The sequence below is a fragment of the Sphaerospermopsis sp. FACHB-1094 genome, from assembly GCF_014696195.1.
Taxonomy (GTDB): Bacteria; Cyanobacteriota; Cyanobacteriia; order Cyanobacteriales; family Nostocaceae; genus Sphaerospermopsis; species Sphaerospermopsis kisseleviana.
This window is the reverse complement of the sequence record NZ_JACJPT010000019.1, coordinates 41,515-62,538: the sequence shown is the minus strand read 5'-3', so window position 1 is coordinate 62,538 and position 21,024 is coordinate 41,515. Positions and strand designations below refer to the sequence as shown.

Here is a 21,024-nt window from a genome sequence, read left to right as displayed (position 1 = left end):
CTGATAAATCAGGAAATTATAGGATGACAGATAGCTGAAACTGTTCCCTGTTAAGAGTTCCCTGTTCCCTTGCCTTCACAGATAACTTTTTCAGCAAGCCCTAATTATTAACCCCAAATTCAAAATACATCCACCTTATCCAACTTTTCCCAAGGTAATTCTATATCAATTCTACCCACATGACCATAAGCAGCAAGCTTGCGATAAAACCCACCTTTAGTTAATGAAGGTAAAAACCTTAAATTAAATTGTTTAATAATTCCTGCTAACCGAAAATCAAAATGTTTCTCTAAAATAGCAGTAATTTCCTCATCAGAAATATTCCCAGTGCCAAAAGTTTCCACCTGCACACTCACAGGTCGAGAAAGTCCGATAGAATAACTTAATTGTACTTCGCACTCATCAGCTAACTTTGCAGCAACAACATTTTTAGCAGCATATCTAGCAACATAAGCCCCAATTCTATCTATTCTAATGGGGTCTTTACCACTTAACGCCGAACCGCTATGTTTAGAATATTCACCATAGGTATCAATAGCGTTTTTTCTACCAGTTAAACCTGCATGGGCAGTGGGTCCACCAATAATAAATGATCCATCAGGATTAATAAAGATTCTAGTTTTAGCATCAGGTTTAATTGCTTCATTTGCAAACACAGGAGCAATCACAGTTTCTCTAATATCATCTTGTAATTGTTGTAAATTTGGTTTTGCCGATTGATTTTGACTAGCGATAACTGTAATACTGTGAATCCTATAAGGTTGACGATTTTTATATTCAACACCTACCTGGGTTTTACCATCTGGGGTAAGATAAGAGAGGATTTTTTGCTTTCTCACCTCACTAATTTGTCGAGCTAATTTATGTGCTAACCAAATCGGTAAAGGCATAAAATTATAAGTTTGATTGCAAGCAAAACCAAAAACTGTAGCTTGATTCTTGACAGTAATTTTCTCTATTTCCGCATCAGATAAAATCTTTTCATCAAATAAATGATATTCTTCAGGAGGCAATTCTGTTAAGCTAGTTAAAATACTGCAATTTTTACCATTGAATTCTGTTTGTTGATAACCAACTTGTTCAATTACCTGCCTAGCAATATTAGTAAAATCCACATTTGCACTAGGTTCAAATCTCGCAGCAATAAAAACAATACCTGTTGACACAGCACATTCTGTAATAATTCTCCCATAGGGATCTTGTTGTAAAAACCTATCTACAATAGCATCACTAATTTGATCACAAAGTTTATCAGGATGCCCTTCCGTCACAGATTCCGACGTAAACATAAAATCCTTTTTCATAAAAAAATCCTCTCTTTTCTCTGCGTTCTCTGTGCCTCTGTGGTTCGTTATCAAAATATCTTATCAACTTATTTTTTTAGTCCCTTCATTTACCAACAATGGCAACAAAGCACCACCAGAAATTACAACAGTATCAACCATATTCAACGGGGCAATTTTCAATAAACTCCGTAACTGTGGCACAGCTAAAGCCAAAATTTGAATACCAAAAGAACCAACAACAGCAGTCGTTAAATAAGGATTAGGCGGTAATTTTTCCTGACTAAAAATACTGTGTTTTTCAGAACGACTGCTAATAGTATGTAATAACTGCCCATAAGTCAAAGTCATAAAAGCCAAGGTACTAGCTTTAGGACTAATTCCATATTTAAAAATACCGTAACCATAAGCAGCTAAGGTACTAATAGAAATGACAGCAGATTCAAACACAATTCTCCCAAAATCAGTATTTTTAATAATTGGTTCATTTGGGTTACGCGGAGGTTGATTTAATACGTCTGGTTCTGGTGCTTCCATAGCTAAAGAAAGTCCAGGGAAAATATCAGTTACTAAGTTCAACCATAAAAGTTGAATTGCGTTTAAAGGTTCACCAATACCGACTGCGGTAGCGGTTGTCATCACCATAATTTCGCTGAGATTTGTAGCTAAGAGAAAATGTACAGATTTTCTAATGTTGTTGTAAATTGTTCTGCCTCTACTAACCGCAATCATCATTGTTTCTAATCTGTCATCTTCTAAGACAATATCAGCAACTTCACGGGCGACATCTGTACCTTCTTTACCCATTGCTACACCGACTTGAGCAGCTTTTAATGCAGGTGCGTCGTTAATACCATCACCGGTCATAGAAACAACTTTACCCGATGTCTGCAATGCTTGAACAATTTGCAGTTTATTACTAGGACTAATGCGGGCAAAAACGTCTACTTTGTCGCTGAGTGCTGCTAATGCTTCCGGGGTGAGATTATTGAGGTTATTAGAGTCAAGAATTTCTAATTGGGGATGTCGATTTAATTCTAATTCTTTAGCGATCGCATAAGCTGTAGGACTTTGATCACCAGTAATCATTACCGTATTAATTCCCGCTTGATGAAAGTCGGCAATTAATTCTTTTGCACCTTTTCTAATTGGATCAGCCATCCCCACCAAACCCAACCAAATTAAATCTGATTCATGATTATTGTTATTTTCCACTTCCTCAATATAACCATAAGCCACACCCAAAACTCTTAACGCTTTTCCTGCTAAACGATCATTTTCTATTTCTATTTTCTGTCGGTCTTCTGCTATCAAAGGTACAACTTCACCATTTTTCATCCACCGATGACAAAGTTGTAAAACTTCCGCAGGATTTCCTTTCACAGCCACCATTTGCTGACAATTATGAGTTGCATGAATTGTACTCATAAGGTTGCGATTTTCAGAACGCAAATTAGTTTGCAGTAAAGGATATTTTTCTTTCAACGCCATCACATCTACACCTGCACTAATCGCTGTGTAAATCAAAGCATTTTCTGTAGCTGAACCTGTAACCAGATATTCATCAGCATCATTTTTTTTACTAACTTCACTTTCATTACAAAGAATTGCTACATGAATTAATTTTAATAGTTCATTATAAGTGTAGGGATTAATAATTTTTTCCCCAGTAATAAATTCACCATCCCTGACTTGAATATGTTTACTGTCGGTGACTATTTCCACCACTGACATTTTATTTTCTGTGAGAGTTCCGGTTTTATCTAAACAAATAGTTTGCACCGAACCTAATGCTTCTACTGCATTTAAACTGCGAACAATAACTTTATTTTTTCGCATATCACGAATGCCTAAAGCTAGGGTTGTGGTAGCAATTGTTGGTAAACCTTCGGGTACTGCTGCAACTGCTAAAGATATAGAAGATTGCAACATTGCTAATAAATTATATCCCCGTAAAACTCCCATTCCAAACACTAAACCACATAATCCCATACTAATAAAAACCAGTTGACTACCCACTTGATCTAATTGTTTAGCAAGGGGAGTTTGAGTTGTTGTTGCTTCACTAACTAATTGCTGAATTTTACCCATTTCGGTAAATTTGCCTGTAGCAACTACCGCTGCTAAACCCTGTCCATTAATAACTAATGTACCTTTATAAATCATATTCAAACGATCAGCTAAAGGTACATCTTCACCATGTAATAATGTGGGATTTTTAGAAACGGGAACACTTTCCCCAGTTAAAGCAGATTCATCAATAGTTAAATTATCAACTTCAATAATTCTGGCATCTGCGGCAATATAACTACCAGGTTTAAGAACTAAAATATCTCCTACAACTACATTTTCTGTAGGTATTTCTTGTAGCTTATTATCTCTAATTGCCCAAGTAGATTTTTCTGAGCGATTTTTCAGGGAATTAATAATGCGTTCTGATTGACTTTCTGTAATATAACCAATGGTAGCATTTAAACCAACTACACCCAAAATTACTACAGCATCAATAATTCCCCCAGTGAAAATAGAAATTCCCGCAGCAACACCTAATAAAGCAACTGGTAATGATTTAAACTGCTCAATTAACATACTGATTTCTGAGCGTTTTACTGTTGCTGATAATAGGTTTTTACCATATTTATTCAGGTATTTATTGGCAGTTTCATTAGATAATCCTGAGATATGGGAAGTATTTAATGATTGCAAAACATTATCCGCTGTCATTAAATACCAATTTTCGGTTTTTTGCTCTTGCTTGGATAAAGTTAACTTATCTTTTTTAGTAGGGTGTACTAATGTTTTAACATCAGTAAATCCAGCCTTATCTTTATATCCCGATAAAGCTTTATCAATAAAATATGCAATTTTCCTATAGCTAACGTCTGGTTGAAAAATAACCAAAATATTGCTAGTTAACACATTAGCAGCAACAGAAATAATTTCTGGGTAATTAGCAAGCGATCGCTCCAAATATATCTTTAATGACTGCGAACGATAAAGTTCATCAATTTTATATCTAGCTCTCCCTTTGACATTGCTGTGTATTATTTGAATCACTACTTTGTTGCTCCTGAAATTCCATTGAAACAGTATTAATTGATAAATTTGTTAATTGAGTTTCATCCTCAAAATTTAGTCTGGTAAAAATATCAAAAGCATACCAAGCCAATATATACCAAGGTATTTCTTCTAATTGAAATCCTTTTCTTAACAATTGTTGCAGCGAAAGTAAACCAATTCCTACAGGTAATATCACTCGTAAATCAGCAACACCATTTGTCATTCTTGCCACATCTGTATTAATATCAGAGATGACATTGATTAAATCTTTTGCTGCTTCTGATTTACCATTTGTGAAATAATTTCCATAAGTTCTAGATTGATTTCTAAATTGACTTCTAGATTGAGTTCTAGATGGAAAACTTTCGGGTTTCTCCTTTCTTGCATCTGCGCTTACTTTTTCTACCGTTTCACCCATTTCTGCAACTGCATCCTTAACTTTTTCTGATAACAAAATACTATCTTTAATAGTATTTTGGACTACAGGTTGTTTCATTGCTGATGCAATCGGTAAAATCACAGGTGAAAAGACAATTGCTGTCAAACCTTCAATAATTGTGTCTAATGTAGATGCCATTTTTACATCTCTCCTATTATCACTTGATCCAGTCAATCACTAAAATAGTATAAAAAAATATTATAAAAATTACTAGCTATTGCCATCATCCTCAAGTTACATAATTATTTGTAATTCCTAAACAAAATTATCATTTTTCTCTAATTTTTTTCTCAAAATATTCCTTTAGTTATACACTAAGCAACTTAATTACTAAGGTGAGAATTACACCTATAGACTCATGTAATAGCAATCTAAAAACATTAATACTAAAAAAGATATGAGCTACCCATTACTAAATAAAAAAATACCTAAATGGCAAATTCACAAGAACACAATCAAAAAACTCAGCAGTTGCGTACACTGATTAAAGACATTGACAATGCTATGTTAACTACAGTCGATGATGATGGTAGTTTGCATAGTCGTCCTATGTCTATTTTTAGCGACATTGATGCAGATGGTAAACTTTGGTTCTTTACCTTTGCTGATTCTCATAAAGTCTTAGAAATTCAACGTCGTCAACAAGTAAATGTGAGTTTTTCTTCACCTGATCAACAGCGATATATTTCTATTTCCGGTACAGCAGAACTGGTGAAAGATAGAAATAAATTACAAGAGAAATGGAAACCAGAATTACAAACTTGGTTTCCCCAAGGAATAGATGAACCGAATATTGCCTTGCTAAAAGTCAATATTAACAAAGCAGATTATTGGGAAAGTTCATCAAGTTTTATACCACAAAAAATTAGTTTTTTAGAACTCTCTCACCGTTAAGGTAGAATCTATTAGGGGCGAAGCCTTCGGAAAATAGCCTGGGATAAAAATTGATCATTGTTCGCCCGAATGCTTCGCCCTTGGAGAAAAATTGATCATTTTCTTGAGCTATTCTTGTCAATCTGCTCAATTAATTTCTCTGCCATTTCTACAGATGCAATCATTAATTTCTGTTCCAAATTTCCATAACCTCCCTCATCACTAACTTGAGGGTAAATGTGAGGATTAGATAGCATTGCTGCCAGTAATTGAGATGCTGTTTTTTTCAATTCATCAATTTGTGTATTCATATCCTTTCCAGCCAATAAGTGATCAATTGATAATTGATATTAACAGTTGATAATTGACTATTGTATTCAAACTTAAAAACCTCTCCTTTGAAGGTGAAAAAATCAAAAAATCTGCTGTTTTTATTCTCTTACAGGGAGAGGTAATAATTAATTATCAATTGTTCATTGTCAATTGTCCATTATTAAATCCTACCAATCTAAAGGAGTTTCAACTAATTTTTCTGAAGATTTACCAGCACGCACACCAGGTTTATCAACTATTTTTACAGTGCTTGCTTGCGGTCCTTCTTCCCCATCCTCTAAGGAAAAATGCACACCAGTACCAATTTCTAAACGGTCAAAGTCGTGATGTAAAACACTATTTTGGTGAAAATATATTTCCCTTCCATCTAAAGTTTTTAGGAAACCATAGCCATCTTCTCGAAATAATTTTGTTACCAAACCTGTGCTTTCTTGCGCTTCCTCATATCTGCCAGCTTGTTCACTTGCACGTTGCAGTTGAGTCAGTTTAACTAACTGCTGACGCATAGCATCAAAAGTTTCTCTCACTACTGCATCTAACGGTTGATATTGAACACCCTCACCCGGATTTTTTTCCGCTGCTAGTTCATGGCCAGGCGGAACAGTCAGATCAATTCTCACTCGATAAGGAGAACCGCTACGGGGACGATCATGGATTTTTTCAATAGCAATGTGACAGCTATTGATGTAATTACAAATATTCTCTAGTTTGGCAATTTTTTCATGAACTAAATTATCAATTGCCTCTGATTTCTCTACATTACGATAGGTAATTTCTGGTTGAATTTTCATACATTTCTAATCCAAATACTCTCATCAAAATACAAACCAAATACAAAAATGGCGCAACTTACAGTGGATAGTGGATAGATCCCGGACTTCTTAAAGAAGCCCGGTGTCTGGATATTAAGTTCCTTTCCTTAAGCTTGATTTACTTATCTTTTTATATTTATAATACATTAATCAATTCTAAACAAGAAAATAATTATTTTTCTTCAACCCAAGGCTAGAGATTTTTAAAATAAGTATATACCAAAAGTAAGATTTGACTGGTCAACAGCCAATAATTTTATTTATAATAAAATTATATTTATACTAAAATTTGTTGTTAAAATAGGTCAACTATTGCATTTGAAATCAAACTTAATTTGGTACATAATCTGTCTCATTGGCGGATTTATCCTGGTTTTATTGGTACTGGTTTTATTTATCCTTTATTATACTCACTCCCAAACAGAAATTACTAAAGCTTTAACAGGTGTAGAAATTGAGGTACTTTGGAATCAAATCGCCTATCCTTCTGGGGACTGGTGACTGGTGACTGGGGACTGGTGACTGGTGACTGGGGACTGGTGACTGGTGACTGGTGACTGGTGACTGGTGACTGGTGACTGGTGACTGGTGACTGGTGACTGGTGACTGGGGGAAGATGAATAACCTAATTACCCATTACCCATTACCCATTACCTATTACCTTTCCAAAAATTCTTTCTTGTGGTATAATTCAAAATCTTAGATTTGGGAAACTCCGGTTAAATTCCGGGACTGTGCCGCAGCTGTAAAGCAATGTCAGATTTTAGATTGCTGATTTTAGATAATTGATACTGAGAAAAACATTGTAACAAAATAAGGGTAATCAGAAAATCCAAAATCCAAAATCCAAAATCTAAAATCCTAAATTGAACAAGTCAGAATGCCAACTCTAGGAAATTTATCCCTGTTCTGTCTCCGCGTCGCACGGGGAAGGAGTGACCATTTTGTTAAGTCCATTTACAGCTTGTCCAGGTTTATTTTACACCACACCAGCCCAAGATGGCATCTTATCTCGCCTAAGAATACCCGGTGGCATTTTGAATAGTGAACAGCTACACGCGATCGCCAATATAGCGGATAATTATGGAGGCGGCTATGTTGATGTTACCAATCGCGCTAATTTACAAATCAGAGAAATTAAACAAGAAATAAATATTGATATTCTCCAGCAATTACAAAAAATGGGATTAGGTTCTATTAATCCTGCTGTAGACCATATTCGCAATATTATGACGAGTCCCATTACGGGTATAGACTCTCAAGAATTAATATATACTCATCCTCTGGTGAAAGCTTGGGATGAATACATCACAGAAAATTCCCATTTAGGCGGACTTTCGGCAAAATTTAGCGTTGGCTTCGATGGTGGTGGAAAACTTTCTCTCAAACACTTCCCCAATGATATCACTTTAGCGGCTGTTGATATTGATCAGGGGGGTAGGAAAGAACCGAAGTTCTTTCCTACGGGGAAATGGGGACATAAACTAGTATATCTCATTTTGCATTTTTGTGGTGGTGAAAAAGAAAAATTTTTTATAAATACAGGAATTTTATTAACGCCCGCACAATGTATACCATTTTTAGGTGCTTTAGCAGAGGTTTACTTACAGCATACAGATCCTAGTAGCCGGCGTAAACCACGCTTGCGGGAGGTTATTGATAATTTGGGCTGGGAAAATTATTTACAACAAGCTACAGAGTATTTAACTGCAAATAATTTACAGGTAGCCAAAGAAATAGCATCTCAAAATCTCACACAAATAAGCAAACTCGCAAATTTACATGATGAAGCTAAACATAATAATCAAAATAATCAAGAAATGTACCATATTGGCATACATGAACAGAAACAATCAGGATTATATTATATCGGTGTTGTTTTACCCTTGGGACGGTTGCAAACTTGGCAAATGCGGGGTTTAGCTGATTTAGCCGCCAAATATGGTAATAGTAATCTCAGACTCACACCTTGGCAGAATTTACTAATCACAGATATTGCCCAAGAACACATTGCACAAGTGCAAAGAGAAATTGCCCATCTAGAACTGAGTTATTCAGCTACCAACATTAAAAGCGGGTTAGTTTCCTGTTCAGGAAAGCGGGGTTGTGCTGCTGCTGCAACAGACACCAAAACTCACGCTTTAACATTAGGAGAATATTTAGAAACTCACATCACCTTAGATTCTGCTATTAATATTCATTTTAGTGGGTGTGTTAAATCTTGCGCTCAACATCATCAAAGTGATATTACATTGCTAGGAGTGAAAATTGAGGCAGAAAATGAATCCAGGGAAGGATATCAAGTGTATCTTGGTGACGATACCTTACAACAATTTGGTCGTCCAATTTATGAAAATGTGACTTTTGCCGAATTACCTCAACTCATGGAACGAATGTTAAAAGTGTATCAAATGAAACGGGTTAGTTCTCAAGAATCATTTAGAGAATTTGCCAATCGTTATGATATATCTGAACTCAAACAATTGTTCACTGTTCAATCCATTTAAGTCTCAAATTCCAAATATCGAAACTATGTATAATTATATACGCGATGCTGAGGAAATATACAGAAAATCTTTTGCCATTATTCGCTCAGAAGCTAAATTAGATACCCTACCGGATGATGTAGCGCAAATTGCTGTTCGTTTAATTCATGCCTGTGGAATGCCGGATATAGTTCCAGAGTTAGCATATTCACTCAATGCCGTGGATGCAGGTAGAAAAGCCTTAGCATCTGGCGCACCAATTTTATGTGACTGTCACATGGTTGCACAAGGCATTACCAGAAAAAGATTACCCACCAATAACGCAATTATTTGTTCTTTGAATGATCCAGAAGTACCAACAATAGCCAAACGCCTGGGAAATACTCGATCAGCAGCAGCTTTAGAACTGTGGCGTTTTCATTTAGATGGGGCAGTTGTGGCCATTGGTAATGCACCCACAGCCTTATTTAGATTATTGGAAATGCTAGATGAGGGAGTACCACGTCCGGCATTAATTTTAGGCTTTCCCGTGGGGTTTGTCGGTGCGGCCGAATCAAAAGTCGCTTTAGCAGAAGATAGTCGTGGTGTGCCATTTATGACTTTACATGGACGAAGAGGAGGCAGTGCGATCGCTTCTGCTGCCGTTAACGCCATAGCAACCGAGGAAGAAATATGAACTCAAAAGGTCGTCTGTATGGAGTTGGTGTTGGTCCTGGAGATCCAGAACTATTGACATTAAAAGCATTACGCTTAATACGTTCGGCCTCTGTTATTGCCTATCAGTCAGCAATAGATCGGGAAAGTATCGCCAGAAAAATCGTGTCGCCATACTTACCCGGTAATCAAATTGAAGTTTTATATCATCTTCCCCGCGCCCTAGAACCAGAAAAAGCCAAAGCCATTTATGACAAAGAAGTTGAACCCATAGGTGAACATCTAGCCGCCGGTCGGGATGTCGTTGTATTGTGTGAAGGCGATCCGTTTTTTTACGGTTCTTTCATGTATATCTTTACTCGTTTATCTAACCAGTATCAGACAGAAGTTGTTCCTGGCATTTCTTCCTTAATGGCCTGTCCAGTATCCTTGGGTGTACCCTTCACCTACTACAACGATATTCTCACAGTTCTACCCGCTACCCTGCCCACAGAAATGCTAACTGCCCAGCTTTTAGCCACAGATGCAGCAGCAATCATGAAACTCGGTCGTCACTTTGCTAAAGTGCGTGATATCCTGCATCAATTAGGACTAGCTTCACGGGCAAAATATATTGAACGGGCAACAACCACACAGCAAAGAATTGTACCTTTAGATGAAGTAGATCCCGAACAAGTTCCTTATTTCTCGATGATAGTTATACCCACTAAGCAAAGACTTTAAGCAGTCACCAATCACCAGTCACCAGTCACCAGTCACCAGTCCCCAGTCCCCAGTCACCAGTCACCAGTCCCCAGTCCCCAGTCACCAATCACCAGTCACCAGTCACCAGTCACCAGTCACCAGTCCCCAGTCCCCAGTCACCGCGCAATAGTAAGTTAAGACTATTGACACCCATCTAAAAACCTGATATAATATCTCCTGATAAGGAAGAACTATCTTAAAATAAGTAAATAAATATAAATTTTAAATGAAAACAAGGTTGACATCTGCCGTCGTCATACTAGGCCAAAATAGTATCACAGTAGCCAGACAAATTACAAGTATTTTACCAGGTGCAAAATTATACGGGTTAGCAAGTCGCACCTGTGATGTTGATGTAAGCTTTACAAACTTTGGCGATACACTGCGCGAGTTGTTCGCCGCTGGCACACCGATAATTGGTATATGTGCAGCCGGGATTCTGATTAGAACTTTAGCACCACTGATTACAGATAAAAGTCAAGAACCACCAGTATTAGCTGTAGCTGAAGATGGGAGTGCAGTTGTCCCGCTTTTGGGTGGACTAAGTGGAGTAAACGAATTAGCACGGCAAATAGCAGCAGCTTTAAAAGTACAAGCTGCCATTACCACTACAGGAGATTTGCGTTTTCGGACAGCGTTGTTATCTCCTCCTTTTGGATATCATTTAGCTAACCCAGAGAATGCGAAAAAATTTATATCTGACTTATTAGCAGGGGCAAAAGTTAAATTAGTAGGAACAGCACCTTGGTTGAGTGAAAGTAACTTACCTATTGATGAAAATGGGGAGTTAACTATTGAGGTGACAGAAAAAAACGTAATTCCTCAACCTGACTGTTTAGTTTATCATCCCAAAAAAGTAGCGATCGCCATTACTTCCCCCAACTCAGGAACACTTAGCCACATTTACGAACTACTAGAAGACGCACAGGTTTCATCCAAAGCAGTCGCTGTTATTCTTGCACCTCTTTACCTAGCTGCTGATTGCATACTGGAAAATATCGCCCACATTTTTCAAGTACCCATTCGGTTTTTTGCAGTGAGTCAACTGACAAAATTTACCACCCAAGGATACTGTTTTCATGAAGCAGTTGTTTGTGCAGGTACAGAACCAAATAACAAATCTTTGTGTTCTCCATTTTCCCAGATTACTCTGAGTATTTCTCCAGAAATTATCAACCCCGAAACCATCGGACAACCACAGGGAAAATTAGCCATTATTGGTACTGGACCTGGTGCATCAAAATGGATGTCACCCGAAGTTAAAGAAATTCTCAATCATGCTACAGATTTAGTTGGTTATAAGACTTATATTAATTTAATTGGTGCTTTAGCTGAAGGTAAAAAAATTCATGAATCGGATAATAGAGAAGAAGAAGCAAGGGCAAAAATGGCCTTAGACTTAGCCGCAACAGGTAAATATGTAGCAGTAGTTTCTTCAGGAGATCCCGGTATTTATGCAATGGCCACCGCAGTTTTTGAAGTCATAGATAAATATCAACAACCAGAATGGCAAACAATTGATATTCAAGTAGCTCCTGGTATTTCCGCCATGCAAGCCACCGCAGCAGCTATTGGCGCACCTTTGGGACATGACTTTTGTGTAATTTCTCTTTCTGACATTTTAAAACCTTGGGAAATTATCACCCAACGTATTACAAACGCAGCCCAAGGTGATTTTGTAATTGCATTTTATAATCCTATTTCCAAAGAAAGAACTTGGCAATTAGAAGAAGCGAAAAATATCTTACTAAAGTACAGAAAACCAGATACCCCGGTAATATTAGGGTGGAATCTTGGCAGACCAGGACAAACGGTAAAAGTCATTAATTTGGAACAATTAAAACCAAAGGATGCTGATATGCGAACCTTGATTATTATTGGTTCTTCCCAAACTCGGAAAATTGAAACCAGTGAAAAAGATACAAGAGTTTATACACCACGTCGTTATCAATTGATAATTGACAATTGATAATTGACAATTGTTTCATTCCAGGTTCATTTTTAATTGTCGATTATTGTAAATTCGTGATCCTAAATAAAGCCCCAAGAATAACAAATTATTCTCAGGGCTTGTCATACCTGACCACCTTTACCTTTTTAATTTAATTTAATTTAAAAATACCATAAATCTTCAGAACTTAAAGACATAAATATCGGAATTATGTCTAAAAATAAATGTCCGATTTTAGTAATTTTTGCTATGCTATTAGACAAATTGTTTTATATAAAACATCCAAATATTTATGAGGTTTATGAGGTGATTTTCCTGTTGATATTTCCTAGAAAATTGCCAAGATTCAGAATATAGAATATCCTTAACCAAAGTTGTGCTAACAAAAGTCAAAATCATCATCGCTGTTGGAGTCAGACTTGATAATTTATCTACAAAATTGGTTCTCTGTAATTACAAATTTGACAATAATTCCGTACAAACATTCCGGTCAACGTCTCTAATCACTCATCAAGGCTTATATAAAAAGATAAAATTCAAGTAGTTATGTCTAGTCTAATGCTTGTAAACCCTTGATTTTTTGGTTTTTATCATCAACAATAAAAGCATCATGTTTCATACATGATTGTAGCCAATAAAAGTGACAGAAGCCCTGATATATGTCCGCTCTTGCGGACATTTTATTATTCATTTTTTAATAGTTAATTTTCAGTCAATATCTAAATTGATTGAATAACTAAAACCCGTCTTTCCTGTTTCCTGATCCTTGCTGTTTCCTGCCTACACACTTCAATAATGGACAATTAACAATGGACAATTGACAATGACCTCTCTCTGAAAGGAAGAGGATTGAAAAAATTGTCAAAGTCAAAAGACATAACTACTACAATTATGTCCAAAAAATTAAATAACTGGTCAGTGACTAATACTGACACTCTATAGCACCGGAATCAACTATTATTATTCCTGATAGCTGTTCTCTTGAATTGAAAGATTTAATCGTGTATCCTTAGCAGTCAAGAACATTATATCAAGCAAGATGATGAACAAATTTATACTAAGCCTCTTTTCTTCTCCTGTATTGATTAGCTCCTGGTTGACTATGGGAGTGATGCTCAAGCAAGCCCAAGCGATAGAACCAACAGTTAAAAATACATCCCAGAATACAGCCCAAAGTAAAGATAATTTGTCCTGTATTCGCAATAAACATAAAGTTGGTTTAGTATGTGCTAGAGCTTCTGTATTAGCTCAAATTCCAGATTATCAACCCCAAGCAGAAGATTTTGATACTCCTGCTGATATTCAGATGCTAGAGTTCAATATTGAAGAAAGCAATATGGCCGTGGATTTATTTGGCTGTGATTGCCCAGCTTGTATAAATTCTTTACGAGCAATGCGTGGTGTAACACCTTTAGTTTATTAAGGAGTGGTGACTGGTGAGTGGGGAAGAAAATTTTAGATTTTAGATTTTAGATTTTAGATTGGAGATGACAAAAACAATCCAAAATCCATGACTCCTATTCCCCATTTCCTATTCCCCATTTCCCATTTCCCCTTGAAAAATCAATAACTTCCAGCCCATGTGATCCATGTATGGGATAAACCTATATGCAGAACTTCCTCAATCATCTCTGGTTCAGAAATGATTGCACCAGTTAAATCTGCATCATAGAGTTCTGATTCTTCGATATTGCTACCAATCAAATTGGCTTTTTGAAGATTAGCACTGCTGAAATCAGCACCACTGATATCTGCTTCACTGAGGTTTGCACCCAGTAGATTAGCTGACGTTAAATTTGCGGCTCGCAAGTCTGCACGACTGAGGTTAGTTTCCTGGAAATTAACTCTTGTCAAATCAGCACCAATCAAATTTACTTCACTCAAGTTTGCACCTTGCAAATTTGCGCCATTGAGATCGGCATTGGTCAAATTTGCTCTAGATAGATTACATTTACTCAAGTTGGCTTCACTTAAATCAGCACCACTCAAGTCAGCTTCAGATAAATTAACACCAGTTAATTCAGCTTGAGTTAACTGTGCCTGATGCAGAATTGCTCCCTTAAAATTCCGTTTTCCTGATGTATATTGACTCAGGAAGCTATTAGCGTCCATAATTTTACCTCTCTGTGTCTTTAGATAAGTTCAACTCCTCAAACCACAGAAAAGACGATTGGGTTATTCTATTGTGCTAAAGATTTTTAGATTTGGAATCTTTCCTGAGTAGAAAGATAGCAGAAGTCAGGAGTCGTAGGGGCGAAGTAGGGGCGAAGCATTCGGAAAATAACCTGGGACAAAAATTGATAATTGGTCGTCCGAATGCTTCGCCCTTATTGTGGTCTAAAGACATGAAAACTGCTATAATCTGCAATCTGCTGTATTCATGCCATCAGCTATCAGACAGATTACCAATTCTGGGAAAAGTTGGGTAGCTTGTTGATCAAGGTTAAAATCTATTTAGACATAGAAAAAACAACTATTAACATGACGGCTGATTTGACATCTACTACCACGCTTAATTTTCTCAGTATCTTAACTCAAACTGCGATCGCCTATCGAGAGGGAAATAAACCTCCCGTTGCGGAAATAGTTGTCAATGCTTTACTAGCAGCAGAAAAATCTGCCAAGCAGCAACGCCTAAATTATCCGTTTGAGTCTTTGATGGGTAAATGGCGGCTTTGTTTTGCTACTGGTACTAAGAAAGTTAGACAGCGTGGGGGAATTATTTTGGGTAAGGGTTTTTATTTACCAAAATTTGCCGCAGTTTATATTTCTTTTAGTCCCAGTTTAGATGATGCCAGTTTACAAACAAGTTTACACACAAATTCACAAACAGCGGCTGGTAAATGTGAAATCTCTAATCAAGTTCAACTGGGATCTATGGTGTTAAAACTGACGGGATCAGCGCAATATCTAGGTAAGAAAAATCTCTTGGCGTTTGATTTTACCCAGATGCAAGTTAGTTTATTTAACCGTGTTGTTTATCATCAGCGGATTCGTTCTGGTAAGGTGGAATCTGAGGATTTTTATAGTCAACCTATTGCTAAATTACCTTTTTTTGCTTTCTTCTTAGCAACGGAAGATTTTATCGCTGCTCGCGGTAGAGGTGGGGGTTTAGCTATTTGGATTCGAGAAAAAATTTAGGTGACAGGTGACAGTAAATAGGCACGATAGCAGGGAGCAGGGGGAAGTTAATAAACCAATTACCCATTACCCATTACCCATTACCCATTACCAAAATTATACAAGAGTAATTTCTCGATAATTTCACTCACAAAGTGATTACCTTTAAGATTAAGATGAATACTATCGTCATATAAGCTTTCGGGGTTATAAATTGAGTTGAATTGTGGTAAAAAATCTATATAATTAATTGGCTGTTCTTTGGTAAAATCAGATAAACGTTGACGAGCAACAATTTCATAATCACGGGGTCTTGGTTCACCAATTTCTCTGAATAAGGGAGTCATGGCTAAAATAAATTTACTGTTGTTTTCTTGAGCGAAATTTTGAATTTTACCAATAGTTTCTAAATTAATTCCCACGCGATCGCCTGGTTCTTTTTGTACTGCTTCTAGTTCGGGTATGGGTTTTTGTTTAATTAAATAACGCTGTAAAAATTCTATAATTGCTAAAGGCGGTTTATGATCTGGTTAGTTGCGATCGCGTCCCACAGGTAGGGAGGTGGGAGCAGTAGCAAATAAATCATCAGTGTTAATTAATAACACTATCACCTGAGCTTGAAAATTGCCGAAACGCTGTAAATAAGCTAATTCGTTTCTTGGTCCCCAGGAGTTAGCAGAAGTATTTAAAACTTTCACTTGTTGGTAATTATTCTGATATTTTTGAGATTTTAAAGAAGTTTCAATTAAACTAGAAATAGTATTTTGTTGAACTGTCCACCAACCGCCATTAGCAATAGAATCACCTAAAAGCAAAATTCGCAGTGTCAATGGTTGAGGTGTTTTTTGTATTGTCGCACTTCGCACAGAATATTCATTAATTTCAATGCGGTTGCCCATACGACAGGTGCTTTGATTAGGTGATAATAAATAACCAATTTGTTCATCACCAATGTAAATGAGAGGATTACCAAAACCAAACAGCGATACCTTCGGTAAGCTTCGCTAAAGCAATTCCCCAATCACCAGTCCCCAGTCCCCAGTCCCCAGTCACCAATCACCTATTCCCAAAATAATAATGTGAACTTAACATCATTAGGTGAATAGAAAGACTACAATCAAATCGGACAGACTGGGAATGTAACAAAGGAGGCTTACAAAAGTATGTCCGACTTAAATCGCGGAATTATGAAATTTGAAGGTGCGGATTCACCAAAAGTAGTCACAATCTCTACTGTGCTAGTTCTGGGATCTATAGCAGCACTCATCCTGTGGGCGTTGCAATCTGCCTATGCGTTAAACTAGGATCATTGATAAGCTCAAAGGACACTGAACAACGAAGGTTAACCTAGCTGCTCAGTGTCCATCAAGGCATAAATTAAACAATCTAAAAAAAATAGTGAGAAATAATTAAAATTTAGATTTGCGATTTGCAACTTTAGATGCAATATAAATCTAAAATACAAAAACAACAATAAATGTTTCAGCTTTGGGGTTTATTAGTTATTTTAATTACTTGCCCACTCTTAGGGGCAATGCCGCTAATTGCTTGGATTACTTACGCTCTCAAGCGTCAGCGATTAGCACAAATGGGTACAGGAAATATTAGCGTCTCTGCTGCTTTCTATCACGGTGGTAAACTGGTGGGGATTCTGGCAGTGCTGTCGGAAGCTTTTAAAGGAATTGCAGCAGTATCAATCGCCCGTATTTTCTTTCCTCAAGGCTCATTTTGGGAATTAATAGCTTTGATCGCCTTAGTGATAGGGAGATATGCTTTAGGGAAAGGAGCAGGAACAACAAACGTAGTTTGGGGATTTTTGATGCACGATCCCCTAATTGCTGGATTTGTGAGTTTAGTAGCTGCCATTGGCTTTGTCATTCTGCGCTCTAAACAAGCGATTAAATATGGGGTTTTAATTTTATTTCCCGTATTTGTAGCAGTCTTACATTTTAATGATTTCCCAAAAATTCTCGCTGCCTTTGCATTAGCGGGGTTAGTCGGTTGGATTTATCAACAAATGCCCGATGACATGGATCTGCCAGTGGCAGAAGCAGACACAGAATCACAACCGATGATGCAATATTTAAGCGGTGGTGAGCAAACGATTATCACTTTAGATGATGACTTAGAACCAGAGGTATTTGGAGCTAAGGCAGCTACATTATCACAAATCAAACGCTGGGGTTATCCCGTGCCAAAAGGCTGGATTTTAGCGCCCTTTGATGATCCTGGTTTGTTGATTGATTTTCTGCAACCATCATCCCTGTCACCCTTGATAGTGCGTTCTTCTGCGATTGGGGAAGACTCACAACAAGCTTCTGCGGCGGGACAATACGAAACAGTATTGAATGTTACTAATAAACAAGAGTTAGAACTAGCGATCGCCCAAGTTCAAGCCTCTTATAATCATCCTACTGCTGTAGAGTATCGGCGCAATCTTGGTGCGAAAGATGCGGCCATGGCCGTATTGATTCAACCCCAAGTCCAAAGTGTATATTCTGGTGTGGCCTTTAGTCGTGATCCCATTGCCCAACAAGGTGATGCAGTCATCATTGAAGCAGTATCAGGAAGTCCCGCACAAGTTGTTTCCGGGAAAATCACACCAGAACAATATCGGGTGTTTGTCGTCGGTGAAGATAAATTATCTACAGTAAAATTTGAGGGAGAAGGAAAAATTCCCCAACCATTAATCAAACAAGTAGCATATTTAGCCCGAAGATTAGAAAAACGTTATCATGGCGTTCCCCAAGATGTAGAGTGGAGTTATGATGGACAAACTCTCTGGGTATTGCAAGCACGACCAATTACCACCCTACTACCAATCTGGACAAGGAAAATCGCCGCTGAAGTCATTCCCGGTGTGATTCATCCCTTAACCTGGTCAATTAATTTACCCTTAACTTGTGGGATGTGGGGAGAACTGTTCACCATAGTCTTAGGTGACAAAACCCGCGAGTTAGATTTCACCAAAATGGCGACGCTGCATTATTCTAGAGCTTACTTTAATGCTTCCTTTTTAGGTGAAGTGTTTCTGGAGATGGGTTTACCACCAGAAAGTTTGGATTTTTTAACCAGAGGCGCAAAAATGAGTAAACCGCCTCTAGCTTCCACCTTGGAGAATTTACCAGGATTGACAAAGCTGTTACAGCGAGAAATCAGCTTAGAACAGGAATTTAAGCGGGATTATCGTCAAAGATTTATTCCGGGGTTGACAAAATTAGCAAATGAACCGATTGAGGAATTATCAGCACCGCATTTGTTAACCAGAGTGGACTTAATTCTTGATTTGCTCAACCAGGGTACTTACTACAGTATTTTATCTCCCTTGAGTGCTGCCATCCGGCAAGCGGTTTCTGGGGTGAAGGAAGAGCAAATTGATCACAGTATTACTCCTGAAGTAGCATCATTGCGATCGCTGCGAATTTTAGCCGCAGATGTTCAGGCAATTTTACCGGAGATTGACCCAGAAAGAGTTTTTGAACAACTGGCACAAATTCCAGAAGGGCAGCGAATTTTAGATGAATTTGCCGAAATATTGGAAGATTACGGTTATTTGAGTGAGGTAGCAACAGATATTTCTGTTCCCAGATGGAAAGAACAACCTCACCTAGTCAGACAAATGTTTGTTCAGTTCATCCAAGGACATGAAGCAGCAAATACGGATGAATCTAAACAGCGTCACCAAGGTTTTGTGCAAAGACGGGTGGATCTCAAAGGTAGAGTCACAGAAGTTTATTCTCGCTTATTGGCGGAATTACGCTGGACATTTTTAGCTTTAGAAAAGATGTGGCTCAAAGAAAGTTTATTAAAGCAAACAGGGGATATCTTCTTTTTGAAATTAGGAGAAGTGCGACGTTTAGCAGCAAACGCTGATCCAGAACTGAGAGATCAAGTTGCTGAGTTATTGCAAAAGCGGCGATCGCAATTTCTCGAAGATAGCCAAATTACTCAAATTCCCCCTCTAGTTTACGGTAACAATCCCCCCCATCCTATCGCTGCACCCATTGATACCTCTGACCATATTTTACTAGGTATTCCCGCCAGTCAAGGACAGGCCGCCGGACAAGTTAAGGTAGTGCGAAATTTACAAGAAGCAGGAGAAATTAATAAACAGACAATTCTAGTTGTACCTTATACCGATTCTGGTTGGGCGACTATTTTAGTCAGGGCGGGAGGAGTCATCGCCGAAGCTGGTGGTAAACTTTCTCATGGGGCGATCGTCGCTCGTGAATACGGTATTCCCGCAGTTATGGATGTGCGCGGTGCTACCTATCTCCTTCAGGATGGTCAACAAGTACGCATTGATGGTTCTAAGGGTATTGTGGAACTGGAGGAATTTTTAACGTGATAGGTGACAGGTGACAGAAGAAGGAGGGGGGCTGGGGAGCCAGCGCCGTGGGCGGGTCTCCCGACTTGAGGCGACTGGCGTTCTTTTAAGGCGGGGAGCGTCAAGTAAATCTCTACCACTTTTTGTACGGTAGGAATTTACCAGACATGGTAATTTTAACGCGATCGCCTTTGGGGTCTACCTCTTTTTCCACATCTAAGGTAAAGTCAATTGCACTCATAATCCCATCACCAAACTTTTCTTGAATTACTTCCTTGATCGGGAAGCCATAGACCTGCATAATTTCATAGAAGCGGTAAATCAGTGGGTCTGTTGGGACAACAGGCCCCAATCCCTTGACTGGATATTTGGTCAATTCTTGGATATAGATGGGGGCTAAATCCAATGCTTCTACTAATAACTTAGCTTCTTCAGGTGATGCACTAGCTTGACGGTAGAATATAGCCGCAATGTATACTTCATCCAGTCCCAGAATTTTTTCTAAATCAGCAAAGCTTAAACCTTTCTCTTTCTTTGCCTCTAATAAAGTTTGCGTAATTTCAGGAATAGACATCTGGTAAATTTAAAAGTAAATAATTTTGCACGAAGAAATCTTACCATGATAACGTAAACTAGGCAAAGTTTTAGATGTTAAATAAGAGGACTTCTGGAATCACTACAATTACCTCTGGATAAGTGTTTCAAGCAATATGGCGGAATTTTTCTTGAATCGTTGCCATACCCCTGATTCATACTCGCTGGTATGACATGATGCCAGTGGTGCTGTCGATTAAGGCTCTTCAGGTGAAGGCATACTCGAAGCATAAAAAAAGTCTCTGGAGTATTGATTAAATGAAATTCAAAATATGTGATTATAAAGAATAAGTTTCTAGTAATATTTTTTTTGAGCAAAATTTTGGTTAGGTGGTCAAACGAATTTTT

Annotated in this window: 17 protein-coding genes and 2 pseudogenes; 10 read left to right on the top strand and 9 right to left on the bottom strand. The window is 37.7% G+C overall.

Features of this window, described 5'->3' with window-relative positions; translation table 11 throughout:
- Positions 1-119 precede the first annotated feature (119 nt).
- From metK to H6F47_RS08700, 3 genes are all read right to left on the bottom strand, one after another.
- Positions 120-1,304 carry a methionine adenosyltransferase gene (gene metK, locus H6F47_RS08710; RefSeq protein WP_190348687.1) on the bottom strand — a complete coding sequence of 395 codons (1,185 nt, stop codon included), beginning with the start codon at positions 1,302-1,304 and terminating at the stop codon, positions 120-122.
- Between the two features lie 63 nt (positions 1,305-1,367).
- Positions 1,368-4,340, bottom strand: coding sequence for an HAD-IC family P-type ATPase (locus H6F47_RS08705; RefSeq protein WP_190348686.1), 2,973 nt, complete (start codon positions 4,338-4,340; stop codon positions 1,368-1,370).
- Positions 4,300-4,920 carry a DUF5132 domain-containing protein gene (locus H6F47_RS08700; protein ID WP_096568163.1) on the bottom strand — a complete coding sequence of 207 codons (621 nt, stop codon included), beginning with the start codon at positions 4,918-4,920 and terminating at the stop codon, positions 4,300-4,302. Before H6F47_RS08700 ends, H6F47_RS08705 begins: the two co-directional genes overlap by 41 nt.
- Before the next feature lie 294 nt (positions 4,921-5,214).
- Between H6F47_RS08700 and H6F47_RS08695 the strand changes: the two genes are divergently transcribed.
- Positions 5,215-5,676, top strand: coding sequence for a pyridoxamine 5'-phosphate oxidase family protein (locus tag H6F47_RS08695; protein ID WP_096568161.1), 462 nt, complete (start codon positions 5,215-5,217; stop codon positions 5,674-5,676).
- Between the two features lie 95 nt (positions 5,677-5,771).
- Here the strand turns inward: H6F47_RS08695 and H6F47_RS08690 are convergent, their stop codons facing one another.
- Both H6F47_RS08690 and H6F47_RS08685 read right to left on the bottom strand, forming a co-directional pair.
- Positions 5,772-5,966: a hypothetical protein gene (locus H6F47_RS08690; RefSeq protein WP_096568159.1), complete on the bottom strand. Its 195-nt coding sequence runs from the start codon at positions 5,964-5,966 to the stop codon at positions 5,772-5,774.
- A 189-nt stretch (positions 5,967-6,155) separates the two neighbouring features.
- Positions 6,156-6,779 carry an HPF/RaiA family ribosome-associated protein gene (locus H6F47_RS08685; RefSeq protein WP_096568157.1) on the bottom strand — a complete coding sequence of 208 codons (624 nt, stop codon included), beginning with the start codon at positions 6,777-6,779 and terminating at the stop codon, positions 6,156-6,158.
- Between the two features lie 420 nt (positions 6,780-7,199).
- Here H6F47_RS08685 and H6F47_RS27845 point away from each other — a divergent pair.
- The 5 genes and pseudogenes from H6F47_RS27845 to cobJ form a co-directional block, all read left to right on the top strand.
- Positions 7,200-7,295 (top strand): annotated as a pseudogene (locus H6F47_RS27845) (metallophosphoesterase); the annotation flags it as partial.
- Positions 7,296-7,735: 440 nt separating this feature from the next.
- Positions 7,736-9,307 (top strand): precorrin-3B synthase, encoded by a 1,572-nt coding sequence (gene cobG / locus H6F47_RS08680; protein ID WP_236104113.1) that lies wholly within the window; start codon positions 7,736-7,738, stop codon positions 9,305-9,307.
- A gap of 25 nt (positions 9,308-9,332) precedes the next feature.
- Positions 9,333-9,962, top strand: a complete 630-nt coding sequence (locus tag H6F47_RS08675) for a precorrin-8X methylmutase (RefSeq protein WP_096568155.1) — start codon at positions 9,333-9,335, stop codon at positions 9,960-9,962.
- Entirely contained in the window at positions 9,959-10,663 is a 705-nt protein-coding gene (locus H6F47_RS08670; RefSeq protein WP_190648622.1) for a precorrin-2 C(20)-methyltransferase, read from the top strand. Before H6F47_RS08675 ends, H6F47_RS08670 begins: the two co-directional genes overlap by 4 nt.
- 247 nt (positions 10,664-10,910) lie before the next feature.
- Complete coding sequence (cobJ, locus tag H6F47_RS08665; protein ID WP_190348684.1) at positions 10,911-12,653, top strand: precorrin-3B C(17)-methyltransferase; 1,743 nt, start codon at positions 10,911-10,913, stop codon at positions 12,651-12,653.
- Positions 12,654-13,185: 532 nt separating this feature from the next.
- Here the strand turns inward: cobJ and H6F47_RS08660 are convergent.
- Positions 13,186-13,326, bottom strand: coding sequence for a hypothetical protein (locus tag H6F47_RS08660; RefSeq protein WP_190648620.1), 141 nt, complete (start codon positions 13,324-13,326; stop codon positions 13,186-13,188).
- Between the two features lie 351 nt (positions 13,327-13,677).
- Here H6F47_RS08660 and H6F47_RS08655 point away from each other — a divergent pair, with 351 nt between their 5' ends.
- Positions 13,678-14,058 carry a hypothetical protein gene (locus H6F47_RS08655; RefSeq protein WP_190648624.1) on the top strand — a complete coding sequence of 127 codons (381 nt, stop codon included), beginning with the start codon at positions 13,678-13,680 and terminating at the stop codon, positions 14,056-14,058.
- A gap of 140 nt (positions 14,059-14,198) precedes the next feature.
- Here the strand turns inward: H6F47_RS08655 and H6F47_RS08650 are convergent, their stop codons facing one another.
- A complete protein-coding gene (locus H6F47_RS08650) occupies positions 14,199-14,747 on the bottom strand; it encodes a pentapeptide repeat-containing protein (protein WP_190348683.1) in 549 nt (182 codons plus the stop codon).
- Between the two features lie 369 nt (positions 14,748-15,116).
- On the opposite strand from H6F47_RS08650, the gene H6F47_RS08645 reads away from it, so the two are divergent.
- Positions 15,117-15,776: a hypothetical protein gene (locus tag H6F47_RS08645; protein ID WP_190648615.1), complete on the top strand. Its 660-nt coding sequence runs from the start codon at positions 15,117-15,119 to the stop codon at positions 15,774-15,776.
- Between the two features lie 80 nt (positions 15,777-15,856).
- Here the strand turns inward: H6F47_RS08645 and H6F47_RS08640 are convergent.
- Positions 15,857-16,738, bottom strand: a pseudogene (locus tag H6F47_RS08640) (SGNH/GDSL hydrolase family protein).
- A 180-nt stretch (positions 16,739-16,918) separates the two neighbouring features.
- Between H6F47_RS08640 and H6F47_RS08635 the strand changes: the two are divergent.
- Together H6F47_RS08635 and H6F47_RS08630 are read left to right on the top strand one after the other, a co-directional pair.
- Positions 16,919-17,059 (top strand): hypothetical protein, encoded by a 141-nt coding sequence (locus H6F47_RS08635; protein WP_190347629.1) that lies wholly within the window; start codon positions 16,919-16,921, stop codon positions 17,057-17,059.
- A 173-nt stretch (positions 17,060-17,232) separates the two neighbouring features.
- Positions 17,233-20,103: a glycerol-3-phosphate acyltransferase gene (locus H6F47_RS08630; RefSeq protein ID WP_190648612.1), complete on the top strand. Its 2,871-nt coding sequence runs from the start codon at positions 17,233-17,235 to the stop codon at positions 20,101-20,103.
- Positions 20,104-20,215: 112 nt separating this feature from the next.
- On the opposite strand, the gene cynS is transcribed toward H6F47_RS08630, so the two are convergent.
- Positions 20,216-20,656: a cyanase gene (gene cynS, locus H6F47_RS08625; protein ID WP_015214273.1), complete on the bottom strand. Its 441-nt coding sequence runs from the start codon at positions 20,654-20,656 to the stop codon at positions 20,216-20,218.
- Between the last annotated feature and the right edge of the window lie 368 nt (positions 20,657-21,024).

Bases quoted from the DNA above. Each gene is read 5' to 3' on its own strand.
- H6F47_RS08655 (WP_190648624.1), top strand. From the start codon at position 13,678: ATGAACAAATTTATACTAAGCCTCTTTTCTTCTCCTGTATTGATTAGC.
- H6F47_RS08700 (WP_096568163.1), bottom strand. From the start codon at position 4,920: ATGGCATCTACATTAGACACAATTATTGAAGGTTTGACAGCAATTGTC.
- cobJ (WP_190348684.1), top strand. From the start codon at position 10,911: ATGAAAACAAGGTTGACATCTGCCGTCGTCATACTAGGCCAAAATAGT.
- H6F47_RS08695 (WP_096568161.1), top strand. From the start codon at position 5,215: ATGGCAAATTCACAAGAACACAATCAAAAAACTCAGCAGTTGCGTACA.
- H6F47_RS08645 (WP_190648615.1), top strand. From the start codon at position 15,117: ATGACGGCTGATTTGACATCTACTACCACGCTTAATTTTCTCAGTATC.
- H6F47_RS08660 (WP_190648620.1), bottom strand. From the start codon at position 13,326: ATGAATAATAAAATGTCCGCAAGAGCGGACATATATCAGGGCTTCTGT.
- H6F47_RS08635 (WP_190347629.1), top strand. From the start codon at position 16,919: ATGTCCGACTTAAATCGCGGAATTATGAAATTTGAAGGTGCGGATTCA.
- H6F47_RS08675 (WP_096568155.1), top strand. From the start codon at position 9,333: ATGTATAATTATATACGCGATGCTGAGGAAATATACAGAAAATCTTTT.
- H6F47_RS08630 (WP_190648612.1), top strand. From the start codon at position 17,233: ATGTTTCAGCTTTGGGGTTTATTAGTTATTTTAATTACTTGCCCACTC.
- H6F47_RS08650 (WP_190348683.1), bottom strand. From the start codon at position 14,747: ATGGACGCTAATAGCTTCCTGAGTCAATATACATCAGGAAAACGGAAT.
- H6F47_RS08685 (WP_096568157.1), bottom strand. From the start codon at position 6,779: ATGAAAATTCAACCAGAAATTACCTATCGTAATGTAGAGAAATCAGAG.
- metK (WP_190348687.1), bottom strand. From the start codon at position 1,304: ATGAAAAAGGATTTTATGTTTACGTCGGAATCTGTGACGGAAGGGCAT.
- H6F47_RS08670 (WP_190648622.1), top strand. From the start codon at position 9,959: ATGAACTCAAAAGGTCGTCTGTATGGAGTTGGTGTTGGTCCTGGAGAT.
- H6F47_RS08690 (WP_096568159.1), bottom strand. From the start codon at position 5,966: ATGAATACACAAATTGATGAATTGAAAAAAACAGCATCTCAATTACTG.
- cynS (WP_015214273.1), bottom strand. From the start codon at position 20,656: ATGTCTATTCCTGAAATTACGCAAACTTTATTAGAGGCAAAGAAAGAG.